The organism is Agrobacterium sp. 22-3639C2 (assembly GCF_053522105.1).
In genome coordinates this window covers 575112-592746 of the sequence record NZ_JBNWDB010000003.1, presented here as the reverse complement: position 1 = coordinate 592746, position 17635 = coordinate 575112, and the positions used below count along the sequence as shown (strand labels likewise).

17 protein-coding genes are annotated in these 17635 nt (G+C 59.5%); 8 read left to right on the top strand and 9 right to left on the bottom strand.

Translation table 11 applies throughout. The features are described from left to right. Positions 1–5: 5 nt before the first annotated feature. On the bottom strand, positions 6–860 hold the full coding sequence (dapD, locus tag ACQZ6D_RS15865) for a 2,3,4,5-tetrahydropyridine-2,6-dicarboxylate N-succinyltransferase (protein ID WP_003514821.1): 855 nt from the start codon (positions 858–860) through the stop codon (positions 6–8). A gap of 144 nt (positions 861–1004) precedes the next feature. On the opposite strand from dapD, the gene ACQZ6D_RS15860 reads away from it, so the two are divergent. Beyond that, positions 1005–1865 carry an LOG family protein gene (locus tag ACQZ6D_RS15860; protein ID WP_034501844.1) on the top strand — a complete coding sequence of 287 codons (861 nt, stop codon included), beginning with the start codon at positions 1005–1007 and terminating at the stop codon, positions 1863–1865. A 166-nt stretch (positions 1866–2031) separates the two neighbouring features. Further along, positions 2032–4377: a methyl-accepting chemotaxis protein gene (locus ACQZ6D_RS15855; protein WP_026330650.1), complete on the top strand. Its 2346-nt coding sequence runs from the start codon at positions 2032–2034 to the stop codon at positions 4375–4377. 70 nt (positions 4378–4447) lie between these two features. On the opposite strand, the gene ACQZ6D_RS15850 is transcribed toward ACQZ6D_RS15855, so the two are convergent. Next, the gene (locus ACQZ6D_RS15850) at positions 4448–5392 is read right to left on the bottom strand and encodes a nucleoside hydrolase (protein ID WP_065703904.1); all 945 of its coding nucleotides are present in this window, start codon (positions 5390–5392) and stop codon (positions 4448–4450) included. 212 nt (positions 5393–5604) lie between these two features. Here ACQZ6D_RS15850 and ACQZ6D_RS15845 point away from each other — a divergent pair, with 212 nt between their 5' ends. Both ACQZ6D_RS15845 and ACQZ6D_RS15840 read left to right on the top strand, forming a co-directional pair. After that, entirely contained in the window at positions 5605–6030 is a 426-nt protein-coding gene (locus ACQZ6D_RS15845; RefSeq protein WP_448729824.1) for an Hsp20 family protein, read from the top strand. 56 nt (positions 6031–6086) lie between these two features. Continuing rightward, positions 6087–6344 carry a BQ00720 family protein gene (locus ACQZ6D_RS15840; protein ID WP_003493591.1) on the top strand — a complete coding sequence of 86 codons (258 nt, stop codon included), beginning with the start codon at positions 6087–6089 and terminating at the stop codon, positions 6342–6344. A gap of 43 nt (positions 6345–6387) precedes the next feature. On the opposite strand, the gene ACQZ6D_RS15835 is transcribed toward ACQZ6D_RS15840, so the two are convergent. Both ACQZ6D_RS15835 and ACQZ6D_RS15830 read right to left on the bottom strand, forming a co-directional pair. Beyond that, the gene (locus ACQZ6D_RS15835) at positions 6388–6984 is read right to left on the bottom strand and encodes an EF-hand domain-containing protein (RefSeq protein ID WP_025592284.1); all 597 of its coding nucleotides are present in this window, start codon (positions 6982–6984) and stop codon (positions 6388–6390) included. Positions 6985–7106: 122 nt separating this feature from the next. Continuing rightward, positions 7107–7820 (bottom strand): pyrimidine 5'-nucleotidase, encoded by a 714-nt coding sequence (locus ACQZ6D_RS15830; RefSeq protein ID WP_013635389.1) that lies wholly within the window; start codon positions 7818–7820, stop codon positions 7107–7109. Positions 7821–7926: 106 nt separating this feature from the next. On the opposite strand from ACQZ6D_RS15830, the gene ACQZ6D_RS15825 reads away from it, so the two are divergent. After that, a complete protein-coding gene (locus ACQZ6D_RS15825) occupies positions 7927–8844 on the top strand; it encodes an EamA family transporter (protein ID WP_448729823.1) in 918 nt (305 codons plus the stop codon). 48 nt (positions 8845–8892) lie between these two features. Here the strand turns inward: ACQZ6D_RS15825 and argB are convergent, their stop codons facing one another. Beyond that, entirely contained in the window at positions 8893–9777 is an 885-nt protein-coding gene (gene argB, locus ACQZ6D_RS15820) for an acetylglutamate kinase (protein ID WP_003514834.1), read from the bottom strand. Positions 9778–10137: 360 nt separating this feature from the next. Here argB and ACQZ6D_RS15815 point away from each other — a divergent pair, with 360 nt between their 5' ends. Continuing rightward, positions 10138–10515, top strand: coding sequence for a hypothetical protein (locus ACQZ6D_RS15815; protein WP_003514836.1), 378 nt, complete (start codon positions 10138–10140; stop codon positions 10513–10515). 13 nt (positions 10516–10528) lie between these two features. Here ACQZ6D_RS15815 and yihA read toward each other — a convergent pair whose 3' ends face one another. Genes yihA through rpmH form a run of 4 tightly spaced genes read right to left on the bottom strand, consistent with a single transcriptional unit; the run spans position 10529 to position 13535 of the window. Then, a complete protein-coding gene (gene yihA / locus ACQZ6D_RS15810) occupies positions 10529–11182 on the bottom strand; it encodes a ribosome biogenesis GTP-binding protein YihA/YsxC (RefSeq protein WP_003514838.1) in 654 nt (217 codons plus the stop codon). Then, the gene (yidC, locus tag ACQZ6D_RS15805; RefSeq protein ID WP_003514840.1) at positions 11179–12978 is read right to left on the bottom strand and encodes a membrane protein insertase YidC; all 1800 of its coding nucleotides are present in this window, start codon (positions 12976–12978) and stop codon (positions 11179–11181) included. Before yidC ends, yihA begins: the two co-directional genes overlap by 4 nt. Beyond that, complete coding sequence (gene rnpA, locus ACQZ6D_RS15800; RefSeq protein ID WP_003514841.1) at positions 12978–13361, bottom strand: ribonuclease P protein component; 384 nt, start codon at positions 13359–13361, stop codon at positions 12978–12980. Before rnpA ends, yidC begins: the two co-directional genes overlap by 1 nt. Positions 13362–13397: 36 nt before the next feature. After that, positions 13398–13535 (bottom strand): 50S ribosomal protein L34, encoded by a 138-nt coding sequence (gene rpmH, locus ACQZ6D_RS15795; protein ID WP_013635393.1) that lies wholly within the window; start codon positions 13533–13535, stop codon positions 13398–13400. Positions 13536–13883: 348 nt separating this feature from the next. On the opposite strand from rpmH, the gene ACQZ6D_RS15790 reads away from it, so the two are divergent. Together ACQZ6D_RS15790 and ACQZ6D_RS15785 are read left to right on the top strand one after the other, a co-directional pair. Continuing rightward, positions 13884–15911, top strand: a complete 2028-nt coding sequence (locus ACQZ6D_RS15790; protein ID WP_448729822.1) for a methyl-accepting chemotaxis protein — start codon at positions 13884–13886, stop codon at positions 15909–15911. A gap of 255 nt (positions 15912–16166) precedes the next feature. Further along, positions 16167–17585: a sensor histidine kinase gene (locus ACQZ6D_RS15785; protein ID WP_034501842.1), complete on the top strand. Its 1419-nt coding sequence runs from the start codon at positions 16167–16169 to the stop codon at positions 17583–17585. The last annotated feature ends 50 nt before the right edge of the window (positions 17586–17635 follow it).

The following is a 17635-nucleotide window of genomic DNA, read 5'->3' as shown; positions in this document are numbered from 1 at the left end:
TTTTATCAGTCGCGCAGAAGCTCGTTGATGCCGGTCTTGGAGCGGGTCTTTTCATCGACGCGCTTGACGATGACGGCGCAATAAAGGCTTGGGCCCGGCTCGCCGTTCGGGAACGGCTTGCCCGGCATGGTGCCGGCAACGACGACGGAATAGGGTGGCACTTCGCCATAGGTGATCTCGCCGGTGGCGCGATCGACGATCTTGGTCGACTTGCCGATGAAGACGCCCATGCCGAGAACGGCGCCTTCGCGCACGATGCAGCCTTCTACGACTTCCGAACGGGCACCGATGAAGCAATTATCCTCGATGATTGTCGGGCCGGCCTGAAGCGGCTCCAGAACGCCGCCGATGCCAACGCCGCCGGACAGATGCACGTTCTTGCCGATCTGCGCGCAGGAGCCAACCGTCGCCCAGGTGTCGACCATCGTGCCTTCATCGACATAGGCGCCGAGATTGACGAAGGAAGGCATCAGCACCACGTTCTTGGCCACATAGGCCGAGCGGCGCACGACGGCGTTAGGCACTGCGCGGAAGCCCGCAGCGCGGAACTGGTTTTCACCCCAGTTCTCGAACTTCGACGGCACCTTGTCCCACCAGGTGGATTCACCGGGGCCGCCGGTGACGATTTCCATGTCGTTCAGACGGAAGGAGAGGAGCACGGCCTTTTTCAGCCATTGGTTCACTTTCCAGTTCCCGTCCGCCTGCTTTTCGGCGACGCGGACCTTGCCGCTGTCGAGAAGTTGAAGAGATGTGTTTACCGCGTCGCGAACCTCGCCCTTTGTCGATACGTTCACACCGTCACGGTTGTCGAAGGCTGTTTCGATGGTGGTTTCGAGAGAGGTGAGATCCGGAAGGCTCATGGAAAATTCCTTGAATGTCGCGTGTGTTCGTGGCCACGGATGGTCCCGCGCCGCTGGAAGGCTCTGGTCATTTGATCTAAGGGAGTGTTGGAAAGGCGTCAATGTGATTTGGGTGATTTGGCGCACCAGACGAAAGGCTTGGAAATGACACGACTGAAAAACGGCAAATTGCGGCGCAAGGATGGGGTGTGGGACCCGTTGAAGCGTAGCTCTGCGGACAAGCAGCAGGCCGATGTCATTCCCAAAACACCGCAGTCGGATTCCCCATCCTACCGGCTTGCCTACGCGGATATGGATTTTCTCTGCCGCGAGGAGTTGCGCCCCGTCAGGCTTCAACTCGAACTTCTGAAGACGGAAATGGCGCTGACCGAGCGGGGCATCAAGTCCACCGTCGTCATGTTCGGCGGCGCGCGCATTCCCGAGCCCGGCGGCGAGGCTTGGGCGGCCCGCAACGAGACGCAGAAACGCAATCTGGAGCAATCCTCGGTTTATTACGAGGAGGCGCGCAAGTTCGCCCGGCTCTGCACCGACTACGGCGCGAAATCGGACCATCTGGAATATGTCGTGGTCACCGGCGGTGGTCCCGGCGTCATGGAAGCGGGCAATCGCGGCGCAGCCGATGTCGGAGGCCCGTCCATCGGCCTCAACATCGTTCTGCCGCATGAGCAGGCGCCCAACCCCTATGTCACGCCGGAGCTGAGCTTCAACTTCCACTATTTCGCCATCCGCAAGATGCATTTCCTGATGCGGGCCAAGGCCGTGGTGATCTTCCCCGGCGGTTTCGGCACGCTCGATGAACTGTTCGAGACGCTGACGCTGATCCAGACGAAGCGCATGGCGCCCATCCCGCTCATTCTCTTCGGGGAGAAATTCTGGCGCTCCGTCGTCAATTTCGAATTCCTCGCGGACTTCGGAACAATTGCACCCGAAGATATGGAGCTGCTACATTTCGCCGAAACCGCCGACGATGCATGGAACATCGTATCCGCCTATTACGAGCACTGATTTCGGCTCGATGCGACGGGGGAATTTTAGGGGTTAATTAGCAAAGATATTCTAATTTCCCCTCGTCGCGTTGCAGCGCACTGCCCCCAGCGGGCGGGCCTCCATGACGGAGATTTCTCATCCGTTGACGCCAGCCTTTTCGGCCGGCGATTTGATCGAGGCCAAAATGTTCAATTTCAAAGTGAAGTCGCTTGCGACCAAGCTGATCCTTGTAACCGGCTGTGCAATCACCACGGTCCTTGTCGCATCGAATTCCTTCCTCATTTCCCAGACCAGCGACCGTGTCCATTCGCTGACCATGGATCAGGCGAACACCGAGGCACGCGCCATCGCCAACGTCATCGCCGCAGATGTCGGTGAACTCGGCAGTGCTGCCCGCTCCATGGCCGGTATCATCGGCCGTGCGCACCAGGCGAAATCGATGGACCGCCCCGGCATCGTCAACATCCTCAAGGCCAATGTCGAGCAGAATGCTTTCGCTTTCGGAAGCTGGTTCTGTGAGCAGCTGGGCCTTTTCGACGGACAGACCACCGAGATCGCCAACAGGCTCGATCTCGGCACCAATGCAACGGGTGCATTTGCCCCCTACTGGTCGAAGACCCAGAAAGGCGACATCCAGTTTTCGACCTTCAAGAACGACTATGCGGCGGAGTGGTATTCGCTGGCTGCCAAATCCGGCAAGGGCGCCATTACCCAGCCCTATCTGGCCGAAGGCACGGAAGTGCCCACCACAATGACCTCGCTTGCCTATCCCGTCATGTCTGATGGTAAGATGATTGGTGTGGCGGGGGTCGATATCTCTCTGGCAGCTCTGTCGCAGAAGCTGCAGGCTCTGCATCCTTTCGAAACCGGCCGTGTGACACTCATTTCGCAGGGCGGCCAATGGCTGGTACCGCCGACGCCCGAGCAGAACATGAAGGCCTATGACGGAGAGGGTGCAAGCACCGTTCAGGCGGCGATCACATCCGGCAAGCAGGGCCTGATCGAAAATCTCGGCCTTGATACAGACGCGCCCTATAACCGCCTTGTCTATCCGTTTGCGGTTCCGGGCCTCAATGCCACCTGGGTGGTTCTGGTGGATATCCCGCATCAGGCGTTGAACGCGCCAGTGCAGGAGCAGACTTATCTGATGATCCTCGGGGCGATCGTCATTCTTGCGGCGGTTATTGCCGCGCTTTATTTCTCCGTCCGCTATTTCGTCCGCAATCCGCTCGCCTCCCTGGTCTCCGATGTGAAAACACTGAGCGACGGTCGTTACGATGTGCCGGTTTCCGGACAGGATCGCAGGGATGAGACGGGCGCGGTGGCAACGGCTCTGGAAGGCTTCCGTGCGAAGCTTGCCGGTATCCGCGAAATGGAAGCGGATGCCGCCGTGCAGCGTGGCAATGCGGAAACGGAGCGCCAAAGGTCCGAATCCGAGCGCAATGAGAACAGCCGGATGCAGCAACACATCGTGAGCGTACTCGGCGCGGGTCTCAATGCGCTCTCGCAGGGCAATCTGACCTATCGTATCGAGGACCAGTTCCCCGGTGAATATGCAAAGCTGCGCAACGACTTCAACTCGGCGCTCGCCAGCCTCGAGGAAACCGTTTCCACCGTCAACGGAACCGTTGCCAGCATCGGCAACGGCACGGGCGAGATCACCCGCGCTGCGAGCGATCTCTCCCACCGCACGGAACAGCAGGCTGCAAGCCTGGAAGAAACCGCTGCCGCCCTCAACCAGCTGACTGCGCAGGTCAATTCCAGTGCGGAAAACGCAGCGCAGGCGGCGACAGCTGTCAGCAATGCCTGCGATGACGCCGGCAAGTCGGGCGAGGTCGTGCAGCAGGCCGTCAGTTCCATGGAAGGCATCGCTCAATCCTCGGCGGAAATCTCCCGCATCATCGGGGTAATCGACGAAATCGCTTTCCAGACCAACCTTCTGGCGCTGAATGCCGGTGTGGAAGCTGCCCGTGCGGGCGAGGCTGGCAAGGGTTTTGCCGTCGTCGCGCAGGAAGTACGTGAACTGGCGCAACGTTCCGCGACGGCTGCGAAGGAGATCAAAGGTCTGATCAACACCTCCGCAAGGCAGGTGGGCGAGGGCGTCCAGCTGGTCGGCAAGGCCGGCGAGACGATGAGAAAGATTGCCGATCAGGTTCTGCAGATCAACCAGCTGATACGGCAGATTTCGGCCTCCGCCAGCGAGCAGGCGGTCGGTCTCAAGGAAATCAATTCCGCCGTCACCCAGATGGATCAGGTCACCCAGCAGAATGCGGCCATGGTGGAAGAAACAACGGCGGCAAGCGTGACGCTGAACAGCGAGGCGGAAACGTTGAAATCGCTCGTTGCCGGCTTCTCCGTATCCGGCGGTCATTCCAGCCAGTCGAGCCAGCAATTGCGCGCCACCGCGGCGGCAATGCGTGCGCCTGTCGCCCCGTCACAGGCATCGGGCCGCTCGGCTGCGACCCAACGTTCGCGCCCAAGAACCAGCGGCGCAAACGCGCTGGCACAGGACGACTGGACCGAGTTCTGAGAATATCCCGTGGTTCCAAATGAAAGGGCCGCTGGTCATGCCAGCGGCCCTTTTCATGTCTGCGTTCCCATCAGAGGCGGGCGAAACGTTCCGTCAGCAATTCGAAAAAGCCGTCCGCATCCACATTTCGCATCACGCGGGCGTTGACCGGGCGCTCGGTCACCCGCCACCAATCCACCACCGTCATGCCCATGGTCAGTTCGGAATTGACCTCGATTTCGACATTGCAATCGCGGCCCTGAAACAGCTCGGGCTTGAGGAGATAGGCGATGACGCTTGGATCGTGCAGGGGGCCGCCGTCCGAACCGTATTTCTCGATGTCGAAACGCTCGAAGAATTCCAGCATTTCCGCCATGGCGATTGCCGGGCGTGTGCCTATATCGCGAATGCGGCTGACACGCGCCTTGGTGGTCAGCAACTGGTGGGTTACGTCAAGCGGCATTACGACGATGGGCACGCCGGAACGGAAGACGATATCGGCAGCCTGCGGATCGACATAGATGTTGAATTCCGCAGCCGGTGTGATGTTGCCGCCTTCAAAGAAGCCGCCACCCATCATCACAAGTTCCTTGACGCGGCCTGCAATCTCGGGGGCCTTCTGCAAAGCCAGCGCCACATTGGTCAGCGCGCCGAGCGTGCAGAGCGTCACGGTGCCCGCAGGCTCCCGCAGCAGCGTTTGGATGATGAAATCGACGGCGTGCTGCTTTTGTGCCTCCATCGTCGGCTCGTCGAGAACCGGGCCATCAAGGCCGGTGCTGCCGTGAACATGCTCGGCAGTGATGGGCTTTCGCACCAGTGGCCGCTCGGCACCCTCATAGACGGGAATATCGGTGCGGTCGCACAATTCGCAGATGATGCGGATGTTGCGGCTGGTCAGTTTCAGCGGAACATTGCCGGCGACGGCGCACAGACCGAGAATTTCAATTTCTTCCGGGCTTGCGAAAGCCAGCATGATCGCTGCCGCGTCGTCCTGACCTGGATCCGTGTCTATGATGATTTTTCTGCGTTCTGCCATGTCTTGCCCGCCGTTGAGATAAGGCGCTTTTTTCGAGCGGCGGACGCTCACTTGTCAAGTCTCATTCCTCGGCGTGCCTGCCTTTGCCTTGTGGCCCCGCCTTGCGCATCGTGGTTTTGCTTCCCATATTGCGTACAGCCGGTAAGATTGACCGGCAGGGTTGCCGGAAGCGGGACCGCGAAACGTCGCTTGGTTGCAAGGACAGAGACGATATGAGCCGCATGACGCCATTCACCCACCCGCTTCTGCTGGGTTTTGATGCCATGGAAAAAACGCTGGAGCGTATGGCGAAGGCCAATGATGGCTATCCTCCATACAACATCGAGCGTCTGCCCGGCGCTGAAGATGTGCCGGAACGCCTGCGTATCACGATTGCAGTCGCCGGTTTTTCGCAGGACGATCTGGATGTGACGACGGCCGACAACCAGCTCGTCATTCGCGGTCGCCAGCAGGAGCAGGAAAAACGGGATTTTCTCTACCGGGGTATCGCTGCCCGGCAATTCCAGCGGATCTTCGTGCTTGCAGACGGCATGCAGGTGAGGGACGCGCGCCTGCGCAATGGCCTTCTTGCCATCGATCTGGTGAAGCCCGAAATTTCAAACGTGGTAAAGAAAATTAATATTTCCGTCTCAGAGTAGAACGTGGACGCCGGAATCCGACACGAATCGCTCGGCGTGAAGAAGGAGGCTGAAATATGCTTTTAAAAGAAGCGCATGCGCGTCTCACCCGGTCCCAGCTCGCTCATATCGGCGAGGGAGAAGTGGGCTATATCCGTAAAATCCGTGCGGAAGACGTAAGCCGCTGTTTCCCGGAAGCGCCTGATCTCGATCCGCAACTCGATCTCTGGGCCCTGTTTGGCGCGGATGGCACGCCGATCCTCCTGACAGACAATCGTTCCAGCACGTTTTTCAAGGCTGCCGAAGACGATCTGAAAACCGTCAGCCTGCATTGAAAGGAAAAAAGCCCGCCGATTGAGCGGGCTTTTTCTTATGTGATTAAAGGAACGGGCGGTCTGGCATATCATCGATAGAGATGACGCCGTCCTTGTTCCTGTCCAGCCGTTCGAACATTTTTTCGCCGGCTGCGGTGAATTCGGCCTTGCTGACCTGGCCGTTTTCATCGGTGTCGGCCATGCGCATCATCGCGAACGCCCCACCCTTGCCGCCATGCTTGCCCCAGCCCTGACGACCGCCATGTTCGCGTTCGGCGCGCTTGCCTTCAGGTCCCTTGCCTTCGCCCGCTTTGGCGTCAGCAGCCTCTGGGCGCGGATGAGCCGCACGGAACGCCTCCATTTTGGCCTGACGGTATTCACGCATTTCCTTTGGCGTGATCGAACCGTCCTTGTCCTTGTCGATCTCGGCAAAAAGTGCGTCCTGACGTGCGGCGAACTCTTCCTTGGTAATCTTGCCGTCCTTGTTGGTGTCGGCCACCTTCAGCAGCTGAACGAACGCCAGTTCCGGGCGGAACGGCATGCGCTCGCCGTGGCCTTTGCCGTGCGCTGGCGGGGCCGCAAAGCTGGCTGTAGCGGCCGAGCCGAGCAAGAGGGCTGCGCCAAGAGCAGAGAGTGCGATCTTTCGTGTAGACATCGTCATTACCTTCCGTTGGTGTCCCTGAGGAGGAAGATAGTGGCGCAGGTGGCAGTTCACTACTTAAACATCCGTAAGGTGCATGAAGCTTCGGTAATGTCGTCTGCGCTCGATTTCGATGTTACCTGTCAGCGGGCGATCGTTTTGATCAGGAAACCGGTCAGATCGTCAGTGATGTAGTCGATATGCTCATCCGTCGCAGCGGGGATCTCCCAGCGCTCCATGATCACGCCTTCGAGGTTCGAAGGAACGAGCAGCACGGTCTTCATGCCGAGTGCCTTGGGTGCCGCGAGATTGCGCGGCAGGTCCTCGAACATGGCGGCTTTTCTGGTGTCGAGTTTCGCAAGTGCGGCAAACTTCTCATAGGTCGCACTGGCCGGCTTTGGCAGATAGTCCGCGGCGACAATATCGAAAATATCCTCGAAATGGTCGAGAATGCCGAGCGCGCCCGCCGCCGCCTGTGCATGCTTGACGCTGCCATTGGTGAGGATGAACTTGCGGCCCGGCAACGCCTTGATTGCCTCGCCGAGCTCCGGATGCGGGCTCAGCGCGGAATAGTCGATGGCATGCGCGCGCTCCAGAAACTCGTCCGGGCTGATGCCGTAGTGGATCATCAGGCCCTGAAGCGTGGTGCCATGTTCGTGGTAATAGCGCTTCTGAAGCGCGCGAGCCTCGTCGGGCTCGAGCTTTAAAAGCTCAGCAACATAGGCCGTCATGTTACGGTCGATCTGGGAAAACAGATTGACGTGATGCGGATAGAGCGTGTTGTCGAGGTCGAAGACCCATTCGCTGACGTGGGCGAAATCGGCGGCATCGGGCAGGTTTTTCGGCTTTGTGTCCATGGGCAGCTTTATGCCCGTTTCGAATGCCGAAGAAAATCGAAAAGACGACGACAGACGGGAAAATCGGGCTTGGCTGCGGCCTCCAGCGCATGATACCGCCAAGATCATGGAACTCTGGATAGGCATAACCTTCGCAAGCGCGTTCTTGCAGAACCTGCGCTCGACCCTGCAAAAGCACCTGAAGGGCATGATGGGCACCACGGGCGCAACTTTCGTGCGCTTCGTTTTTGGAATGCCCTTCGCTCTTGCCTATCTCGGTTTTCTGCATGGTGTACTTGGCCGGCCGCTGCCGGTGCCGAACATGTCATTCGCTGTCTGGGCGATGGTCGGGGCCATGGCGCAGATCGCCGCCACTTTCCTGTTGGTGCACCTGTTTTCCTTCCGAAACTTCGCGGTTGGCACGGCCTATTCCCGAACTGAGCCGGCGCAGGCGGCATTGTTTGCGCTGATTTTCGTTGGCGAAAGCGTCAATTGCGGCACTCTTGCGGCCATCGCTATTTCGGTGGCCGGCGTCATGCTGATTTCGGTTGCACGCACGGAAGTGACCCCTGCCTCCATTCTCACCTCCATCTTCAGCCGGACGGCGGGCATCGGCCTCGCCTCGGGGGCTTTTTTCGGCCTGTCGTCTGTCGCTTACCGTTCGGCCTCGCTGGCGCTAGCACCCAGCCTGCCGGCACCGGATGCGGTGATGCAGGCCGGCTTTACCCTCGTCGTTGTCATCGTGACGCAGACCTTGGCGATGTTCTTGTGGATCGTATGGCGGGAGAGGGACGAATTGCGGCGGATCGCGAAGGCATGGAAACCGTCGCTTGCGGTCGGTTTCGTGGGGGCCACGGCGTCATTTGGCTGGTTCACGGCGATGACGTTGCAGCAGGCGGCCGTGGTCAAGGCGCTGGCGCAGGTGGAGATGCTCTTCGCCTTCGCCTCGACCGTGCTCTTCTTCAAGGAAAAGATCAACCGGCTGGAACTCTCGGGCTGCCTGCTGATCGTGCTGGGCGTGCTGTCGCTTCTGATATTCGGCTGAAATTGTCGTCGTGGCGGACAGGCATTCCCGTCCGCCACATGAACCGTATCAGGGCACGATGAGCGTGCCCGCGCCTTCCGTGAAGATTTCCAGAAGAACGGAATGGGCGGTCTTGCCGTTGAGGATCACCACGCCCTGAACACCGGCCTTGATGGCCTCGATGCAGGTCTCGACCTTCGGGATCATGCCGCCGGAAATCGTGCCGTCCTTGATCAGCGCACGCGCCTGGGAGACCGTCAGTTCCTTGATGAGTTCCTTGTTCTTGTCGAGCACGCCGGGCACATCGGTGAGGAACAGCAGGCGGGTGGCGTTGAGCGCACCAGCAATGGCGCCGGCAAAGGTGTCGGCATTGATGTTGTAGGTGGCGCCATCGCGACCGGGAGCGACGGGGGCGATGACCGGGATCATCTCCGACTTGGCAAGCAGGTCGAGCAGGGTGCGGTCGACCTCGACGACTTCACCGACAAAACCAAGATCGAGAACGCGCTCGATATTGCTGTCGGGATCGACGACGGTCTTTTTGGCCTTTTCGGCGAAGACCATGTTGCCGTCCTTGCCGCACAGGCCAATGGCCCATTCGCCCGTCTGGTTGATGAGCGCGACGATCTCCTTGTTGATCGAGCCGGCCAGAACCATTTCGACGATCTCGACTGTCTTGGCATCGGTAACGCGCAAGCCGCTTTCGAACTTCGATTCAATGCCCATCTTCGTCAGCATCGCGCCGATCTGCGGGCCGCCGCCGTGCACGACGATGGGGTTGATACCGGACTGCTTCAACAGGGCGATATCTTCCGCAAAAGCCTTTCCAAGTGTGGAGTCGCCCATGGCATGACCGCCATATTTCACCACGATGGTCTTGTTCTCATATTTCTGCATAAAGGGCAGAGCCTGTGCGAGCAGCCGCGCCTGAGTCTCGCTTTCGGAAGCAGTCATGGAAAAACCTCGGTCTGTGGTTGCGGCCCTTGAGAGCCTTTCATCGCTCTACAGCATCGGCGCAAAAATCGGAATCGATTTTTGCGGTGCAGGATGCGCAGATTCGACATGTCGATGCGTTAGCAAGGACAGGTGAATGCGCGGGGTGAATGAATGAAGTAACCTCCGGGCCATATTGTGTCGGCGCATAGTAAAATTCCGCTTTTGGGCGGCCTGCGGCGCGTAATGAGATTGACATAAAGCACCAATCGGACCAGCCTTGTGGCGAGCAGGGGAGGGGTTATTCAGCAGGGCGACGGAGGATCGTTGCGCATCGCAAAAAACGATGCTGGCCTGAACGACCGAGGAGTTTGAAAACATATGACCGTACCGGATCGAGACAAGCAAAGCGGTTTGCGGGACGAAGTACTCGCTGGCGAATATGTGCTGGGTGCCTTGCCACCGGAAAGCATGGCGGAGCTTGCAAAACGCGTCAAACGCGACCGCCAGTTTGCGGCCATGGTCAGGCGCTGGCGGGACAATCTGGCGGAAACCGAATATCGAGAAAGAGCGGGCGTCGCAGCCCTGCTTGACAGGGATCCGCTTCGCTCCGGTCTGCCATTCAAGGGCCAGCCGCTTCGCAATGGCAGCATATTCGCCGCGATGCTTCTGGAGGTGTGGAATTCCGTGCGTTTCTGGCGGCTTCTGGCATTGACGGCGATGCTGTGGACCGCCGTCCTGCTTTTCACCATCGCCTGAAGGCGATGGTCTTTTAGAGCGAGACCGTTCGTACGATCTCGGCGCGCAGGCTATCCAGCCCGAAGGATTTTTCCGAAGAGGTAGCGAGAACTTCCGGATAGGCGGCGGGACGCTTGCGGATTTTCTCCAGCGTTTCACTGATCAGCCGGGGAACGCCAACGTCCTTGATCTTGTCCGTCTTCGTCAGCACGACCTGATAGGACACGGCCGCCTTGTCGAGCAGGCCAAGAACCTCCTCGTCGTTCTTTTTTATTCCGTGGCGGGAATCGATCAGCACGTAGACGCGCTTCAGCGTCGCACGTCCACGCAGGTAATCGAAGACGAGCTTCGTCCACGCATCGACATGGTCCTTCGGCGCCTGCGCATAGCCGTAACCCGGCATATCGACCAGCGCCATCGGCGGCAGGTCGCCCGGCTCGCCGGAATAACCCTCAGGAACGAAGTAGTTCAGTTCCTGCGTGCGTCCGGGTGTGTTGGAGGTGCGGGCAAGGCCTTTGTGGCCCACGAGCGCATTGATGAGCGAAGACTTGCCGACATTCGAACGTCCGGCGAAGGCAATCTCCGGCGGGCCTTCGGGCGGCAGGAATTTCATCGCGGGAACGCCGCGAATGAATATCCAGGGTCGCCCGAAGAGGGGCTTTTCGGTTGCCGGGCCGGTTTCACTCATTTCGATTGCACCGGCTTTCGCTTGAATAGCCCTTTGAGATTATCGAACAGTTCGATCTTGGCACCGTGACGCTTCATGATGAGGGCCTGCTGCGAGATCGACAGCGTGTTGTTCCATGCCCAGTAGATAACCAGACCGGCGGGGAACGAAGCCAGCATGAAGGTGAAGATCAGCGGCATCCAGGTGAAGATCATCGCCTGTGTCGGATCGGGTGGGGTCGGGTTCATGCGCATCTGCAGGAACATCGTGATGCCCATGACGAGCGGCCAGACGCCGATCATCAGGAAGTGCGGCACGTCGTAGGGCAGAAGGCCGAACAGGTTGAACAGCGAGGTCGGATCTGGCGCGGAAAGGTCGTGAATCCAGCCGAAGAACGGTGCATGCCGCATTTCGATGGTGACGTAGATGACCTTGTAGAGCGCGAAGAAGACCGGAATCTGCAGCAGCATCGGCCAGCAGCCGGCAACCGGATTGATCTTCTCTTCCTTGTAGAGCTGCATCATCGCCTGCTGCATGGCCATGCGGTCATCGCCATGCTTGGCCTTCAGCTCTTCCATCTTCGGCTGCATGCGCTTCATGTTCGCCATGGATGCATATTGCTTGCTGGCGAGCGGGAAGAAGAGAGCCTTGACGACGATGGTGGTCAGCAGGATGGCCACACCGAAGTTGCCAAAATAACGGAAGAAGAAATCCATCATTTTGAACATCGGCTTGGTGATGAAGTAGAACCAGCCCCAGTCGATCAACAGGTCGAACTTCGGAATGGAATATTCGGTTTCATAGCGGTCAACCAGCGGCACTTCCTTGGCACCGGCGAAGACAAGGCTCTTCAGTTCGATGGACTGGCCGGGTTCGACCGTCATCGTGTCGCTCTTGAAATCGGCCTGGTAGCTCGGCTGATTGCCCTTGATGTGCGAGTAACGCGTTTCGAACGGCGTCATCTGCGGCGGCACAATGGCAGCGGCCCAATATTTGTCGGTGATGCCGAGCCAGCCGCCGGTCGCCTTGGCAATCGTTACCGGGGTTTCTTCGACATCCTTGTATTTTTCTTCCGTCAGGCTGCCGTCTTTGCCCGAGACGCCGAGGAAGCCTTCATGGATGACGAAAACGGGCGGTATTGCCGGCTTGTTGTTGCGCGTCACGCGGCCGTAGGTGGCAAAGGAGACGGGCGCCTGCCCGGGGTTCTCGACCTTGTCGTTGACCGTGATCATGTAATGCTGGTCGATCGAAACGGTACGGGAGAAAACGACGCCATTCTGGTTGGTATACTTCAGGGTAACCGGTGTGGTCTCCGTCAGCTTGTCGCCGCTTGCGAGTGTCCACACGGTCGCAGGACCGGGAACGCTGCCGGCATCGGCACCGCCAACGTAACCGAGTTCGGTGAAATAGCCGTCCTTGGTGTCGGAAGGCGAAAACAGCGTGATGATCGGGCTCGAGTCATCGACGGTCTCATGGTAGCCCTTGAGCCGGATGTCATCGAAGCGGGCGCCGGTCAGATTGATCGAGCCGGCGATGGCGTTGGTGTCGATGGCCACACGCTGGCTTTTTGCAATCGCCTCTTCACGCGTCGCCGTGGCGGCGGCCTGCGTGGAGGAGGCAGGCGGTGCGCCGTCGACGGTCACGCCGGGTGCGGCACCCGGTGCCGGCTGTTGCTGCGTTGTCTGCTGCTGCGCCTGGCGGGCCTCTTCGGCGCGGCGCTGCTGCTCGATGCGCGGATTCATGTAAAGGAATTGCCAGGCGAGGACGATGACAACCGAAAGGGCTATCGCGATGAAGTAATTGCGGTTCTTTTCCATCATTCTTTCCTGGAGCGGGTGTCCTGGGACCGTTTCGGTTTCGCCGTTCCTTCAATTCGCTCGGTAAGGAGAGACTGAAGTTTTGGGAAGGCCGTCTCGAGCACGTCCCTGCGGGCGACAATCACATAGTCATGGCCGGGCTTCATTGCGAATCCGGCAGAAAGCCTGACGGCTTCCTTGAGACGGCGGCGCATGCGATTTCGCTCGACCGCGTTGCCTTGTCTTTTCGTTACGGTGAAACCGACCCGAGGTTCGGTTTCCGGGGTTTTCCTGTCGAGGACCTCCAGAAGAAAGGTGCCTCCCCGACGCTTTTCCCCCGTCTGCACGGCAAGAAAATCCGACCGGTTTTTAAGCCGGCCGGGCAGTTTTTTTGTCTTGCTCATGTGCCCGCGACTTTCATCGGGCCACAGAGACGGCAATTAAGCCGACAGACTTGCGCGGCCGCGCGCACGGCGGGCTGCGAGAACTTTGCGACCGCCGGCAGTAGCCATACGGGCACGGAAACCATGACGACGCTTGCGAACAAGCTTGGATGGCTGGAATGTACGCTTCGACATTTATTTAATACCGCGGTGTGCGGCCCTTCTTGAATTTGCACTATTTGCAAGAGCGTTTCGTTTTTTGCACGGCTAACCCCGCCTGGGCGAGCTTTTAATGGCCGAGCGTGCGCGGCTTATAAGGGCATAGGCCGAGCAAAGTCAATTGCCGAAGGGGTTTTCGCGCTTCACCTTTTGCGGAAGCGCCATGAAATCGGCTTCGCTCACGGGCGCTGCGGGCGCATTCCGATCGCACGATCGGTAAATTCTGAAATTCTTTCTTAAGGCGGCATTGATAAATGTTGTGATGGGAAAAGTTATGCCAGCTTCCCATTTTCCATCGTGCGGCTGGCTTTTGGGGGAACGAAATTGAGAATTCGCGGTCGTATCAATCTTCTTGTCGGGCTTATGAGCCTTGTGGCCTGCACCATCGGCGGCCTGTCCATATATGCGGTCAGCGAGTTTCAGGTGCGCACGGTCGGATACGAAAAGGCAGCGGAGCGCGCCTATAAGGGTGAAGCGCTGAACCGGCTTGTGACTGCGGTCGTCATGGAGGCGCGCGGGGTCTACGCTGCGCCCGATATCGAAAAGGCGGCACCTTTTGCCGATGGCATCGTCAAGAACCTCGACGCCATGGAGAAGCTGATCGCAACCTGGACCCCTCTCGTTCCGGCAGAACAGAAGGCGGCCTTCGACAATCTCTCCAGTCGCTTCAAGGAATTCAAGGCCTTCCGTCTGGAAACGGCGCGGCTTGCCCGCGAGGCCGGCCCGCAGGCCGCCAACCAGCAGGGTAACAACGACGCGAACCGGGCCAACCGCAAAGCCTATCAGGCGGAAATCGATGCTGTCGTGAAGAATGACATCGCCGGGCTTGAAGCCGTCAAGGCGGGCATCGACGGGTTTGTAACGACGACCTTCTGGCTGGTCATCATCGTCACCGGCAGCGGCATATTGGCCGGCGCGGCGTTCGGCCTCTACATCGGAGCGCGGCAGCTGAGCGCGCCCATCCGCAAGGTTTCGGAAGTGATGAATGCCGTTGCGGACGGAAATCTGGACGCGGACGTTCCCTATCTCGGCCGGACCGACGAAATCGGCGAAATGGCAGCGGCAGTCGAAGTCTTCAAGAAGAACGGTCGTGAAGTGCGCCGCATGAATGCGCAGGAAACCGCCATGCGTGCCAAGAGCGATGACCTGCAGGCCGGCATGGCCGTTGTCGTCGACGCTGCGGCCCAGGGCGATTTCAGCCGCCGCATCAACAAGGATTACGGCGACGAAAACCTCAATCGTTTCGCTGCGACGATCAATGCCCTGCTCACCGGCGTGGACAATGGTGTTTCCGAGACCAGCCGCGTCATCGAAGGTCTGGCGCGGGGCGATCTGACGGAAAAGATGGATGGCGAGTTCCGCGGCGTCTTCGCCGAGCTCCAGACCAATGTCAACGAGACGCTGGCCAAGCTGCGGGAGACGATGCGGGAAGTGCGCACCAGCACGGAAGGCATCAGCGGCAATGCGAACGAATTGCGTTCGGCGGCCGACGACCTTTCGAAGCGGACGGAACAGCAGGCTGCGGCACTGGAGGAAACCTCCGCCGCCCTCGACGAAATCACCGCCGTCGTTCGCAATTCCACGGATCGGGCTCAGGAAGCCAGCACCATGGTTGCCGAGACCAAGCAGAAGACGGCAGAATCCGCCAATGTCGTGCGCGATGCCGTCTCAGCCATGGATCGGATCGAGCATGCCTCGCGGGAAATCAGCCAGATCATCAATGTCATTGACGAGATCGCCTTTCAGACCAACCTCCTGGCGCTGAACGCCGGCGTTGAGGCTGCGCGTGCGGGTGAGGCGGGCAAGGGCTTCGCTGTCGTCGCACAGGAAGTGCGTGAACTGGCGCAACGCTCCGCGACGGCTGCGAAGGACATCAAGGCGCTGATCACCAAGTCCGGCGAAGAGGTCGGTCGCGGTGTGTCGCTGGTGCAGAGAACCGGCAGCGCGCTGGGCGAGATCGAGACCCGCGTTCTGGCCATCAACGAACATATCCATTCGATCGCCACGGCGGCGCGGGAACAGTCGACCGGCTTGCATGAGGTGAATACCGCCATCAACCAGATGGATCAGGTGACGCAGCGCAATGCCGCAATGGTCGAGGAAACCTCGGCCGCAACCCACAAGCTGAGCGGTGAGGCGGGCCATCTCGTCACGCTGGTGTCGCGCTTCAAGGTCGGCGTAGAGGATGGTCAGATCCGCTCTCGCGCAGAACAGCCGATGCGGCCCGTGGCGGTGTCCGGAAGGGCAGCGGCCGTGGCCTCTCCGGCACGTAAATTGATGAGCAGCGTCAGCCGCGCTCTCAACGCCCAACCAGCCGCTGCCGTAGCGAACGGGGACTGGCAGGAGTTCTAAGCCATTCCGCCTGCGGTTTCGCTTGAGACCGGTTCTAAGTCAAACGCCGCCCTCCCGGGCGGCGTTTTGTTTTTCAGGCGATGGAAACGTTTGTTTTGCGACGCATTTGAAAAATATCTGTTAGGTCCTATTATCGTGCTTGCATATAAACCGAGCCGTTCCACCGAAGCGGCGGCGCGCATACAGGATCAGGGCCCGGTGTTTTCTAAAGGCGTAGACAGCTTGGACGGCACGGAAGACAATCCGGTGCACTGCATGCCGGGATTGACCGGGGGGCTTTCCGGGCGCCTGCTGTTGCTCACCGTTATTTTCGTGATGATTGCCGAAGTGCTGATCTTCGTGCCTTCGGTCGCCAATATGCGCCTTTCATGGCTGCGGGACCGTCTGAACACGGCGGCAGCAGCCGGCGCGGTGATCGATGGCTTGCAGGCCGAATTGCCGCGGAGCGTGCAGAACGACACGCTGATGGCCACCGGGGCGAAGCTGATTGCGCTGCGCAAGGATGGCACATCGCGCCTGCTTGCCGTGGCGGAAACGCCACCCGGGGTCGATGAGCAATATGATCTATCCGATGTCTCGCAACTGGCAGCGGTGCGGGATGCCTTCTCCACATTGCTGTTTGGCGGCAATCGCGTCATCCGTGTTTTCGATGTGGTCGGAGACAGCGACACCATCATTGAACTCGTGCTGGGTGAAAACAAACTACGGGCGGCGATGCTGGCTTATGCCCGCAATGTTTTCCTGATCTCCATCGTCCTGTCGCTTGTCACCGCCGGTCTCATCTTCGTTTCCATCAACCGCATCATGATCCGGCCCATACGTCGCCTGACGCTCGGCATGCAGCGTTTTTCCGAGGAACCGGGCAATCCCGAGCGGATTTTCGTGCCGGAGGAGGGAAGCGACGAGCTGTCCGTCGCGGGCCGTCACCTGGCCGACATGCAGACGGAGTTGCAGAAAACCCTGCGGCAACAGAAAAACCTCGTGGATCTCGGTCTGGCGGTTTCGAAGATCAACCACGACATGCGCAATATCCTGTCATCCGCACAGCTTATGTCGGACCGGCTGGTGGACGCCAAGGATCCGATGGTCAGGAGCTTTGCGCCGAAACTGCTGCGCACGATCGACCGCGCCGTGGCCTATACAACCGAGGTTCTGGCCTACGGGCAGGCGACGGAGGGCGCGCCGAAACGCAAGACGGTGCAGTTAAGTCTTCTGGTGCGGGATGTGCGTGACATTCTGGCGCTCGATCCGGAAAGCGGCATCGAGTTTCACGATAGCGTGCCGCCCGATCTCACCGTCGATGCGGATGCCGAGCAGCTTTTCCGGGTGATCCACAATCTCTGTCGCAACGCCGTTCAGGCACTGCAATCCGACACGGCGAACGCGTCACCTCGGCATCTGTCGATTGCAGCCCAGAGGGCCGGCAACGTCGTCAGCATCGTGATAGACGACAACGGGCCGGGAATGCCGCGCAAGGCGAAAGAGAACCTGTTTTCCGCCTTCAGGGGATCGGCCCGATCCGGCGGCACCGGTCTCGGCCTCGTGATTGCGCGGGAACTTGTGCTTGCCCATGGCGGCACGATAGCGCTTGTCGAAAAACCCGGTCCCGGCACGCAGTTTCGCATTGAGATCGCCGACCGCGCCGCCTCCGTACACGCCGCTCGGACCGCCTGATCACTTCGCCTGAAGAAGGTCCTGCACAATCGCCGCACCTCCCGGAATAT

Bases quoted from the DNA above. Each gene is read 5' to 3' on its own strand.
- dapD (WP_003514821.1), bottom strand. From the start codon at position 860: ATGAGCCTTCCGGATCTCACCTCTCTCGAAACCACCATCGAAACAGCC.
- ACQZ6D_RS15860 (WP_034501844.1), top strand. From the start codon at position 1,005: ATGACACGACTGAAAAACGGCAAATTGCGGCGCAAGGATGGGGTGTGG.
- ACQZ6D_RS15855 (WP_026330650.1), top strand. From the start codon at position 2,032: ATGTTCAATTTCAAAGTGAAGTCGCTTGCGACCAAGCTGATCCTTGTA.
- ACQZ6D_RS15850 (WP_065703904.1), bottom strand. From the start codon at position 5,392: ATGGCAGAACGCAGAAAAATCATCATAGACACGGATCCAGGTCAGGAC.
- ACQZ6D_RS15845 (WP_448729824.1), top strand. From the start codon at position 5,605: ATGAGCCGCATGACGCCATTCACCCACCCGCTTCTGCTGGGTTTTGAT.
- ACQZ6D_RS15840 (WP_003493591.1), top strand. From the start codon at position 6,087: ATGCTTTTAAAAGAAGCGCATGCGCGTCTCACCCGGTCCCAGCTCGCT.
- ACQZ6D_RS15835 (WP_025592284.1), bottom strand. From the start codon at position 6,984: ATGACGATGTCTACACGAAAGATCGCACTCTCTGCTCTTGGCGCAGCC.
- ACQZ6D_RS15830 (WP_013635389.1), bottom strand. From the start codon at position 7,820: ATGGACACAAAGCCGAAAAACCTGCCCGATGCCGCCGATTTCGCCCAC.
- ACQZ6D_RS15825 (WP_448729823.1), top strand. From the start codon at position 7,927: ATGGAACTCTGGATAGGCATAACCTTCGCAAGCGCGTTCTTGCAGAAC.
- argB (WP_003514834.1), bottom strand. From the start codon at position 9,777: ATGACTGCTTCCGAAAGCGAGACTCAGGCGCGGCTGCTCGCACAGGCT.
- ACQZ6D_RS15815 (WP_003514836.1), top strand. From the start codon at position 10,138: ATGACCGTACCGGATCGAGACAAGCAAAGCGGTTTGCGGGACGAAGTA.
- yihA (WP_003514838.1), bottom strand. From the start codon at position 11,182: ATGAGTGAAACCGGCCCGGCAACCGAAAAGCCCCTCTTCGGGCGACCC.
- yidC (WP_003514840.1), bottom strand. From the start codon at position 12,978: ATGGAAAAGAACCGCAATTACTTCATCGCGATAGCCCTTTCGGTTGTC.
- rnpA (WP_003514841.1), bottom strand. From the start codon at position 13,361: ATGAGCAAGACAAAAAAACTGCCCGGCCGGCTTAAAAACCGGTCGGAT.
- rpmH (WP_013635393.1), bottom strand. From the start codon at position 13,535: ATGTCGAAGCGTACATTCCAGCCATCCAAGCTTGTTCGCAAGCGTCGT.
- ACQZ6D_RS15785 (WP_034501842.1), top strand. From the start codon at position 16,167: ATGCCGGGATTGACCGGGGGGCTTTCCGGGCGCCTGCTGTTGCTCACC.